The organism is Savagea faecisuis (assembly GCF_042675605.1).
GTDB lineage: Bacteria > Bacillota > Bacilli > Bacillales_A > Planococcaceae > Savagea > Savagea faecisuis.
The window spans coordinates 1-8,808 of record NZ_JBHTJF010000036.1 but is presented as its reverse complement, the minus strand read 5'-3'; the positions used below and the strand labels follow the sequence as shown (position 1 = coordinate 8,808).

The following is an 8,808-nucleotide window of genomic DNA, read 5'->3' as shown; positions in this document are numbered from 1 at the left end:
AATGTTTCCCATATGAAACAATTATTTTTTATTGACAGTGTGTATATATGAGTATATAGTGTACATATACAGTATATACAGTTTGATTTAAAAGGAGGTGTACGATGACGATTATCATTTCTCCACAAGACTCGACACCGCTCTATGCGCAAATTGTCGAACAGATGAAACGACAAATCGCAGACGGTACGTTACAAGCAGACGAGCAACTACCATCGATTCGGAATTTAGCGAAACAGTTAGAAGTGAGCGTCATTACGACGAAGCGGGCGTATGAAGAGTTAGAAAAAGAAGGCTTGATCTACTCTGTCCACGGACGCGGAAGCTTCGTTCAAGCACAAACAAACTATGTCAAAACAGAATGGCTCCGCCTCGCATTCGAACAAAAATGCGAAGCGCTCATTCAAGAAGGAAGAGCACTCGGACTATCCAATGAAGAAATGCTCGACATGTTACGCATTTATATAGAGGAGGAAACATGATGAAACTCATTCGATTCAGCTTACTGGCCACGATTCCGATTTCTGTAATCGGCATTATCCGAAACGAAGTCGGCTATTTTTCGGTAGCACTCGCCCTGCTCATCGTCTTTAGTCTCATTCAAAAAGGAGGTGTCCAACAATGATTGAATTTCAAGAAGTATCTTTACAATTTAAACATTTTCAAATGAAAAACATTTCCTTCACCATTCCGAAAGGCTACGTGATCGGGTGTATCGGGCGGAACGGTTCAGGGAAAACGACGTTCATTAAAACGATGATGGACTTATACCGACCGACGACAGGACAAGTACTATGGAACGGCGCACTACTCGATCAACAACAAAAAGAAAAAATCGGATTCGTCTATGATGATTTTCATCATTGGAAAAATACGAAGTTAAAAACGGTGCGCAAATTGTATGAACGCGCTTATCCGACGTGGCAACCCCAGCTGTATACACAGTTGCTTGACACGTACGGATTAAATGAACGACAAGCGATCCATCAATTGTCGAAAGGGACGAGAATGAAAGCCCAAATTGCCCTCGCGCTCGCGCATGAACCCGATGTGCTCATCATGGATGAACCGACATCTGGACTCGACCCTGTGTTTCGTCGTACGTTCATTCATCAATTGCGGGATTGGATGGCCGCACGTGAAGATCGAACCTTACTGTTTTCAACACATATTACATCCGACTTAGAACAATTCGCCGATTATATTTTATGTATCGATCAAGGCAATGTGCGATTTTTCTTGCCGACTGATGAATTAGAAGAGCGTTTCGTGCTCGTGAAAGGTCCGGTCGATGCTGTACGAGCGCTCAACTTGCCTATGGAATCGCGCAACAATCAAGCGACTGCTTTAATCGACCGAACGATGACGGCCATCCCTGAAAACTTGTACATCGAACGTGCTCGTTTGGAAGATATTTTATACTTTTTAACGGAGGTGAGCGAATGAGACTCGCATTGTACAACGAATGGCTCCATATGTGGTGGCTCCTTCCTATTCTCGGCATCCACGGAGTCCTCGTCTTTTATGTTGAATTTACCTTTTTACCCGCGTTCGTCTTTTTATTCGTCGGCTTAATCGTCTATCGCATTGCGACAGAGCGGCAAACTGAAACCGAATTGTTGGAACTTAGTTTACCAATCTCACGAGAAGAATGGATTCGTGCACGTTTTCTCTCTCATTTCATACTCGTCACCGCTTTTGCGATCGTCACATATGTCATCATGACGTTAAAATATTATTTTTTTAATGGGCTGCAATCCAACGCTTTACCGCCTTTTCCAGTCGTCACCATTTGGTGGGGAGTCGCCTTGCTCGTGATGAGTATCACTTTTTTCATTTTTTTACGATTTTCGACGAATTGGGCGATTATCATACTCGGTCTTACCTATGCAGGACTCGTCGTCATTATGATAGCGGGGTCACAAGCTTCCGAGCCAGCTAGCTCTTCAATCGACGCCCCATTTACATTACAGGCGATTACAATCACGTTCGCAACGATTGGATTCATCGCATACGTCCTTTCATTTTTAATGAGCATTCGCCATATTCGAAACGTCTCAATCGGTACGAAACGATGAAGCGTATTTTCGTATTCCTCATTATGAGTACATTACTTCTCGTCCTTCTTGTCGAGCGTTTTCCAAAAATCGCGACAATGCGTTCTATCGTATATCCTGTAGCCACACTCATCCTAGTACTCATCGGAGGATACAGCTTTTACTTACAGCTAAAAAAGAAATAAAGACAGGCAACATTTTCCCCCTTCTTTCGTCTCTTTTAGAGGAAAGGAGGGATTGTTATGCGCCATTATAGGATGACGACTGCCCTTAGTTTTGTAACGTTCGTGAGCGTACTTTGCATCGCGATGTTGTTTTTAGAATCGCGTGATTCGGTAACGAGTTATTTCTTTAGTTTTGCCCTTTATTTTACATACAGTTTATTTTTCATTTTACCGCTCTTTTTACTGTTCGGATTTTGTCTCGCACCACTCATCGATGCGTTCATCCGTTCACGCCTAACTCGTTTTCTTTGCTACATGCTATGCGGAATCGGGCTCGCTCATATTTATGAATGGATTCGCCATACCTCATTCATTCCGTCTCTTCGCCTCACCCTCTGTGGCGCAGTCGCTGCTTCACTCTACTGTTTTTTCTCAAAAAAACAAACCTTCTCTGCATACGTTCCGTCTAATCGGGTATGATATTTGTAAGAAAGAAAGGATGATTAGATGAAAAAATGGAAATTCATCACAAGCATCGGACTTGCGACATTGGCGCTCGCTGCATGCAGTAATGAAGAAGGTTCGAAAAACGATTCAACACCCCCTATTGAACAACCTGCTGAAAATGAACAAAATACAGGATCCGAAGTTGAAACACCGAGTATGACGGTCGAAACCGTTCAACAATACTTCGCACCAGACGGCTCGCACTTACATTACCGTGGAATCGGTAGTGAGTTTGCGGAATTAGACGTTCAAGTACGTCACATCGGTGAACATTACGTCGCGCTCGTGGAATCGAACGGAGGCTCTGTCGTCACGACCGTCTATGCACTAGAAGATGGCAACCTCATCCGCGTATTGCGTGAAATGACAGAATTTGAAGAGACGGAAACAGGTGAAATGGGCGATTACATTTTACCGACAGTCGAACGCCTCGATGCGAGCGAAGAACGTGTCGTCGTCTACCGTGAAGATGCGCAAAAAGGAGATACGTTTACGATTGACGATGCGACGTGGACAATTATCGACCCAAGCATGACATTGAAAACCGATACTGAAACGTATGAAAATGTCGTTCATATGCAAGTCGTCAACGAAACATTGACGAGCGATTATTACTACAAAGTCGGTATCGGATTAATTAAACATTATGACGAAATGGCAACAGAAGACAAAGACGATCCATTTATCGTCGATAGCGAATTAGAAAGCATCGAACAACATTGAACTACCACTAGGCTAAAGCCGTAGTGGATTCCTAAGTACAGAGTTCTAACGAGCTCTAATTGATTAGGCGATCCCCGTAGTCCCTACGGTTAGAAGTCTTTCGGCTTCTTTTTTGAGATTAATACTTGCGTTAATATCTCGATCATGATGTGTATGACATGACGGGCACGTCCATTCACGAAGATTGAGATTCTTAACGTCTTTGTTTTTGTATCCGCAATTTGAGCATAATTGAGAGCTGGCAAAAGTCTTAGATACAACTTGGAGTGATGGATACTTCTCATGCAGCATTGGAAATGCTAGCAAAGAGACTATTCAACAGTACATTCAAACATAAGGTAGTCAGGGCTTACATCCCCCAGCCTAAAGACATAGGGGTTTTACGCCCAACCCAATAAAAAAACCGCATGGAATCAATATTTATTGATTTCACGCGGTTTTCTTTTATTTAATTACTGTTTTCAATTTCTTCTTTTAATGATTTTCCTAAAATATAATACTCGGTTTCTTTCGCTGATAAACTATTGTATCGTTTGCGAATCGCCACGTAAAAGACGATACCTAATAAAATCCATAAGCCGAGTAAAATGTAACTTGGTGTCGTTAATGAAGCTGGTGAAAATGGTAAAAGTAAAAGCGCTAAAAAGGCTAAGCTCGAAATCATTCCGATGAGCGCTAATAACTTTTGAAACGGTGCGACTTCTAAGCCGCGCGCTTCTTGTTTCCACGCAAGCACTTTAAACGCTGCGAGAGAAGCGAAAAAGTAAGCGACCGATACACCTGTTGAACTCATATCGACGATCCATGTCAATGCTTGACGACCGAACCAAGGCGTCGGGAGTGTAATTAATGTGACGAACCATACTCCCCATACCGGCACTTTAGACTTTTTCGTCAATGTACGGAAGAAGTTCGGTAACGCACGAGCACGCGCCATTGAGAAAATGAGACGACTCGACGACATGTAAAAGCCGTTTAATCCGGTGAAAATCCCCATCATAATCGCAATCGCTAACACGATGACACCTGTTTTACCCATGATCGAGTTAATAATATCTCCTGTCAACCATAAGTTCCCGCCAAGCGCTGACGTATCGGCAAATGACCATGACGTAATGCCGATCATAATCGCATAAATGACGAATGACGATAACAGCGAACCAACGATGAGCCACGTCGCAATTTTCGGTTTGAAATTAAATTCTTCCGCTGCTTGCGGCACATTGTCGAATCCGACATAGGCCCACGGAGCGATCGATAAAATGAGCATAATCGAAACGAAAATCGATTGATTCTCTTTGAAAAATGGTTTCATATTTTCAACTGGATTGTCCGCCAGTCCAAACGTCACACCACCTAAAATGACTACTCCTAACACGAGTAAAATACTGAAATAAAATTGCAGTTTTCCAGAGATTTCAGTCCCCGTCGTATTTAAAATCGCAAAAATTAAAATGAGTGCGGATGAAATGATCACTTCAGGGATGAAAATGTCCCAACCGGCAATCGTATATAAATAACCTTGCTCCATAAACTGAGGAGCGATAAATTTTAACAGTAGTGAAAAAGCAGATGCGTTCAACGCGACGATGGAAATGTATCCGAGCGATAAAAACCATCCTGCAATGTACGCCCACACTTTACCCGCTGCAATATACGCATACGTGAATCCCCCTCCTGAAACAGGGAACTTCTTAATCATGACGCCGTAGCTCGACGCGATGACCATCATGAGAAGCGCTCCGATAAACAGTCCGATCATCGCACCGATTGGTCCCGCTTCTTGAATCCAATCTCCTGGTAAAATGAACGCTCCCCAACCGACACTAGATCCGAGCGCAATCGCAAAGACGGACGCTGGCGAAAGCGTTTTCTTTAATTTCCTTCGTTGTTGTTCTTTGTCCTTTGGCTGTATGTCCATACAAAACTCCCTTTCTATTACCTAATGTCACATTGTTTCCCTCCTTACAAAAAATAAAACGTTTTTTGAAATAAAATGTGTTTCATCACATAAATTTTAGGTAACATATAAACTATCTTATTGGAATTGTAGGTGGACATCGTGAAGAAACAACACGAAACAGTGAAACATTTTATTTTCAGACTCTTTTTTATTACATTAGGCGCAGGACTTGCAGCAGGTGCGATCGAGCTATTTTTAGTACCGAACAGCATCATTGATGGAGGCATTATCGGGATTGGCTTAATTTTAAATATCATTACCGGCATACCGTTCGGAATTTTAATTTTAATTTTAAACTTACCTTTCTTATTTGCTGGATATAAACATATCGGCAAAAACTTTTTCATCTCATCGAGTATCGCCATCGTCTTATTAGCGATTATTGAAGCAGCGATTAAAGGGATGGATCCGATTACGACAGAACCACTTCTCGCTACAGTATTCGGTGGACTTTTGCTCGGGATTGGTGTCGGACTCGTCATCCGAAATGGTGGCGCATTAGACGGAACCGAGATTTTAGGTATTTTACTCACACGCCGCATCCCGTACTCTGTCGGAGAATTCGTCATGTTTTTCAATATTTTCATTTTCAGCTGGGCAGGTTTCGTGCTCGGTTGGGAACAAGCGATGTTCTCGATTTTAACGTACTATATCGCTTCAAAAGCGATCGACGCCGTCATTCAAGGGCTAGACGATACGAAAGCGATATTAATCGTTTCAGACAAGTCGGATGAACTCGCAGATACGATCAATGAACGACTCGGACGTAGTGTGACAAAATTACACGGTCGCGGCGGATACGCAAATGTCGAAACCGATGTCATTTACGTAGTCATCACGCGACTAGAACTATCCAAATTGAAAGAAATTATTCGTACGACAGATCCAGATGCGTTCACAACTGTCATGGATACACAAGAAACGTACGGTTCAAAATTCAAATCAGCCATTCATTAAAAAAACGGTGAAAAGGAGGAATCTTCTCCACTTTCACCGTTTTTCTTATGCTTTTGCTTTCTTTCTCAAACGTGTATCTAATAGTAAATAGACGAAAATCGTGGCGACGACGAGTGCACTTCCGATAAAGTACATCGTTTCAAATCCAGAACGATCGACGATGACACCCCACGTATACGCACCGAGTGAAATGCCGATATCGAAGAAAATGAAAAATGTCGCAATCGCGTGGCCACTACGCTCGTGACTCGTACTTTGAATCGCCATCGTTTGAAATCCAGGAAGCAACGTTCCGTAACCGATCCCGATCAAAGCAGCGCTCACTAATAAAACAATTCCTGTCGTCGTGAATCCGAGTAACATTAAGCCGAATGCAAACAATCCTAAACAAGGAATGAGTACAGCTCTCGGCCCTTTCTCATCAAATGCACGTCCAAGTGCTGGACGCGTCAACAACATTAACCCTGCATATACTAAGAAGAAATAACTCGCCACATGCGCAAGACCGATTTCTTCTGCATAAATTGGCACGAACGATAAAATACTCGCATAGGCAAAACCGATCAACCCACTTAATATCCCGACAGGCAATGCTTTCACTTCAATTAAATCGTGAAACGACAATGAAAAAGCCGTTTGTTTTCTCTCTTGTTCGTGCACATTTAAGAAAAATGAAGTGACTAAACTGACGATCATAATGGCCGTCAAGACGATAAATAATGCGCGGAACGATAATTGTTGGGCAATTAATAAGCCGATGAATGGCCCGATGACGACAGCTAAGTTCATCGCCATTGCAAAATATCCCATACCCGCTCCTTTTCGCTCTTTCGGAATGACGTCAACCGCAATCGCACTCATGACCGTCGTCACAACCGCAAATGAAATCCCGTGCAAAAAGCGAATCGCGAGTAACGGCATAAAGTCGTCGATTAATAAATATAACCCCATCGTGATAGTGTATAGCAATAACATGAGAAGTAATATCTTTTTCTTACCGAAAATCTCAACGAGCTTCGGCGCAAAAGGACGCACGAGAATGGCCGCCACAAGCATGCTCGTGACGACTAACCCCGCGCGTGCTTCAGACTCCCCTAACTCGTAAATGACATATAACGGTAAAGTGGTTAGTAATGCATAAAATACGATAAAAACAAAAAAATAAGCGACGGATATCGTAATGAAATCCTTCGTCCAAATTTTCGCTGATGATTGTTCCTTCGTCATACAGTGTCTCGATCTCCTTTAATCTTCCCAAGTAAATGATAAAGCTGTTCTTTTTCTTGTTGATTCAAATTACATAACAATGCCGCTTCCATCTGTTGCATACTTCTTTTTATCGTAGGCAACGCCGCCTCTCCTCTCGACGATAGACGCACTAAACGTTGACGTTTATCTTCCCCCTCTTCACGAACGACCCAATCGTTGTCTTCCATACGGCGTAATGTGCGTGTCACAGTAGGCGCTTCGACCATTAAATATTTTCCGATTTCGGCCTGCACCATCGGACCTTGCGTCGCCAAACAATAAATAATTGCCCATTGGGCGCTATACAATTCATATTCGCTCAACGTCACATTCGCTTCTTTTTCTAAAAGTCTTGTCTTTTGATGTAGTAAATGGACGAGCTCATGATTAATGATAGATTTCATACTATTCTCCTTATAGTTAGCTAGGTAAGTAATAGTTCTATTCTATCGAACATTTATTTTATTTGCAAATAAAGTTTGAACTTTAGTAAAAAAAGGAAAAGAAACATATATTAATTTTAATAGGGGTGATCTAGAATGAACGAAACAATGCACGCGAAATTACGAGAGGTCGATTTTATTCAATTACAATTTGCTGATTTATTCGGACGAGCAAAACATATCGAAGTTCCGAGCTCAGAATATGAAAAAGTGCTCAACAACGACATGATGTTCGACGGATCTTCCATCGAAGGATTTGCATCGATTGAAGCGAGTGATATGTATGTGAACTACCCGCCACTTAGTTAACCTTCCGGTCTACTTGAAGTGGGGGCTTCTCGACTTGTCGTTGCTTTTACTAGCCAACGAAAATTGACCGAGCTAACCCTCGTGTTCCACAAGTTTTTGTTACTTATGATAACGCTAATAAGCGAATGCCTTCATTTTTGATATTGATTGCTGAATTGTAGTCACGATCTGCCACATAACCGCATGAACAACGGTAAGTGCGTTCAGATAATTTCATTGGTTTTTCTGCACCACAACAAGAGCATTTTTTAGTAGAAGGAAACCATTTATCGATTTTGACAAGCTGTTTTCCTTGTTCTTTTAGCTTGTACGATAAGAATGTAGTGAACATTCCCCAACCGTTGTCATGGACGCTTTTACCGAAGCTGAGGGCTTGAGACATTCCTTTCATGTCTAAGTCCTCAATTACAACAGCATCATAGGTTGACACTAATTCT

The 8,808-nt window shown here is 42.2% G+C and carries 13 protein-coding genes and 1 pseudogene; 9 read left to right on the top strand and 5 right to left on the bottom strand.

Annotated elements, in window-relative coordinates; all coding sequences use genetic code 11:
• The first annotated feature begins 104 nt into the window (after positions 1-104).
• The 6 genes from ACFQ0V_RS11640 to ACFQ0V_RS11615 all read left to right on the top strand — a co-directional run bounded on the left by ACFQ0V_RS11640 (position 105) and on the right by ACFQ0V_RS11615 (position 3,451).
• Positions 105-482 (top strand): GntR family transcriptional regulator, encoded by a 378-nt coding sequence (locus ACFQ0V_RS11640; RefSeq protein ID WP_381013728.1) that lies wholly within the window; start codon positions 105-107, stop codon positions 480-482.
• Complete coding sequence (locus ACFQ0V_RS11635; protein WP_381013725.1) at positions 482-625, top strand: hypothetical protein; 144 nt, start codon at positions 482-484, stop codon at positions 623-625. The genes ACFQ0V_RS11640 and ACFQ0V_RS11635 overlap by 1 nt, the downstream gene beginning before the upstream one ends.
• Positions 622-1,446 carry an ABC transporter ATP-binding protein gene (locus ACFQ0V_RS11630; protein ID WP_381013722.1) on the top strand — a complete coding sequence of 275 codons (825 nt, stop codon included), beginning with the start codon at positions 622-624 and terminating at the stop codon, positions 1,444-1,446. Before ACFQ0V_RS11635 ends, ACFQ0V_RS11630 begins: the two co-directional genes overlap by 4 nt.
• Positions 1,443-2,078, top strand: coding sequence for an ABC-2 transporter permease (locus ACFQ0V_RS11625; RefSeq protein WP_381013719.1), 636 nt, complete (start codon positions 1,443-1,445; stop codon positions 2,076-2,078). The genes ACFQ0V_RS11630 and ACFQ0V_RS11625 overlap by 4 nt, the downstream gene beginning before the upstream one ends.
• 221 nt (positions 2,079-2,299) lie before the next feature.
• Positions 2,300-2,701: a hypothetical protein gene (locus ACFQ0V_RS11620; protein ID WP_381013716.1), complete on the top strand. Its 402-nt coding sequence runs from the start codon at positions 2,300-2,302 to the stop codon at positions 2,699-2,701.
• Between the two features lie 27 nt (positions 2,702-2,728).
• On the top strand, positions 2,729-3,451 hold the full coding sequence (locus ACFQ0V_RS11615; RefSeq protein ID WP_381013713.1) for a hypothetical protein: 723 nt from the start codon (positions 2,729-2,731) through the stop codon (positions 3,449-3,451).
• Between the two features lie 63 nt (positions 3,452-3,514).
• Here the strand turns inward: ACFQ0V_RS11615 and ACFQ0V_RS11610 are convergent.
• Positions 3,515-3,712, bottom strand: a pseudogene (locus ACFQ0V_RS11610) (zinc ribbon domain-containing protein); the annotation flags it as partial.
• On the opposite strand from ACFQ0V_RS11610, the gene ACFQ0V_RS11605 reads away from it, so the two are divergent.
• A complete protein-coding gene (locus ACFQ0V_RS11605; RefSeq protein ID WP_381013795.1) occupies positions 3,690-3,788 on the top strand; it encodes a transposase in 99 nt (32 codons plus the stop codon). The pseudogene ACFQ0V_RS11610 and the gene ACFQ0V_RS11605 sit on opposite strands and share 23 nt — an antisense overlap.
• Before the next feature lie 111 nt (positions 3,789-3,899).
• On the opposite strand, the gene ACFQ0V_RS11600 is transcribed toward ACFQ0V_RS11605, so the two are convergent.
• Positions 3,900-5,372, bottom strand: a complete 1,473-nt coding sequence (locus ACFQ0V_RS11600; protein ID WP_381013711.1) for an APC family permease — start codon at positions 5,370-5,372, stop codon at positions 3,900-3,902.
• Between the two features lie 138 nt (positions 5,373-5,510).
• Here ACFQ0V_RS11600 and ACFQ0V_RS11595 point away from each other — a divergent pair, with 138 nt between their 5' ends.
• Complete coding sequence (locus tag ACFQ0V_RS11595) at positions 5,511-6,371, top strand: YitT family protein (RefSeq protein WP_381013793.1); 861 nt, start codon at positions 5,511-5,513, stop codon at positions 6,369-6,371.
• Between the two features lie 45 nt (positions 6,372-6,416).
• Here ACFQ0V_RS11595 and ACFQ0V_RS11590 read toward each other — a convergent pair whose 3' ends face one another.
• Complete coding sequence (locus ACFQ0V_RS11590; protein ID WP_381013708.1) at positions 6,417-7,598, bottom strand: MFS transporter; 1,182 nt, start codon at positions 7,596-7,598, stop codon at positions 6,417-6,419.
• Positions 7,595-8,023 carry a MarR family winged helix-turn-helix transcriptional regulator gene (locus tag ACFQ0V_RS11585; protein ID WP_381013705.1) on the bottom strand — a complete coding sequence of 143 codons (429 nt, stop codon included), beginning with the start codon at positions 8,021-8,023 and terminating at the stop codon, positions 7,595-7,597. Before ACFQ0V_RS11585 ends, ACFQ0V_RS11590 begins: the two co-directional genes overlap by 4 nt.
• A gap of 135 nt (positions 8,024-8,158) precedes the next feature.
• Between ACFQ0V_RS11585 and ACFQ0V_RS11580 the strand changes: the two genes are divergently transcribed.
• Positions 8,159-8,371 carry a glutamine synthetase gene (locus ACFQ0V_RS11580; RefSeq protein ID WP_381013702.1) on the top strand — a complete coding sequence of 71 codons (213 nt, stop codon included), beginning with the start codon at positions 8,159-8,161 and terminating at the stop codon, positions 8,369-8,371.
• 103 nt (positions 8,372-8,474) lie between these two features.
• Here ACFQ0V_RS11580 and ACFQ0V_RS11575 read toward each other — a convergent pair.
• The coding region (locus ACFQ0V_RS11575; protein ID WP_381013700.1) for an RNA-guided endonuclease InsQ/TnpB family protein at positions 8,475-8,808 on the bottom strand (334 nt) is incomplete at its 5' end.

What these genes read in the sequence shown, in the direction of transcription:
- ACFQ0V_RS11640 (WP_381013728.1), top strand. Translation starts at nt 105, where the DNA reads ATGACGATTATCATTTCTCCACAAGACTCGACACCGCTCTATGCGCAA.
- ACFQ0V_RS11635 (WP_381013725.1), top strand. Translation starts at nt 482, where the DNA reads ATGAAACTCATTCGATTCAGCTTACTGGCCACGATTCCGATTTCTGTA.
- ACFQ0V_RS11630 (WP_381013722.1), top strand. Translation starts at nt 622, where the DNA reads ATGATTGAATTTCAAGAAGTATCTTTACAATTTAAACATTTTCAAATG.
- ACFQ0V_RS11625 (WP_381013719.1), top strand. Translation starts at nt 1,443, where the DNA reads ATGAGACTCGCATTGTACAACGAATGGCTCCATATGTGGTGGCTCCTT.
- ACFQ0V_RS11620 (WP_381013716.1), top strand. Translation starts at nt 2,300, where the DNA reads ATGCGCCATTATAGGATGACGACTGCCCTTAGTTTTGTAACGTTCGTG.
- ACFQ0V_RS11615 (WP_381013713.1), top strand. Translation starts at nt 2,729, where the DNA reads ATGAAAAAATGGAAATTCATCACAAGCATCGGACTTGCGACATTGGCG.
- ACFQ0V_RS11600 (WP_381013711.1), bottom strand. Translation starts at nt 5,372, where the DNA reads ATGGACATACAGCCAAAGGACAAAGAACAACAACGAAGGAAATTAAAG.
- ACFQ0V_RS11590 (WP_381013708.1), bottom strand. Translation starts at nt 7,598, where the DNA reads ATGACGAAGGAACAATCATCAGCGAAAATTTGGACGAAGGATTTCATT.
- ACFQ0V_RS11585 (WP_381013705.1), bottom strand. Translation starts at nt 8,023, where the DNA reads ATGAAATCTATCATTAATCATGAGCTCGTCCATTTACTACATCAAAAG.
- ACFQ0V_RS11580 (WP_381013702.1), top strand. Translation starts at nt 8,159, where the DNA reads ATGAACGAAACAATGCACGCGAAATTACGAGAGGTCGATTTTATTCAA.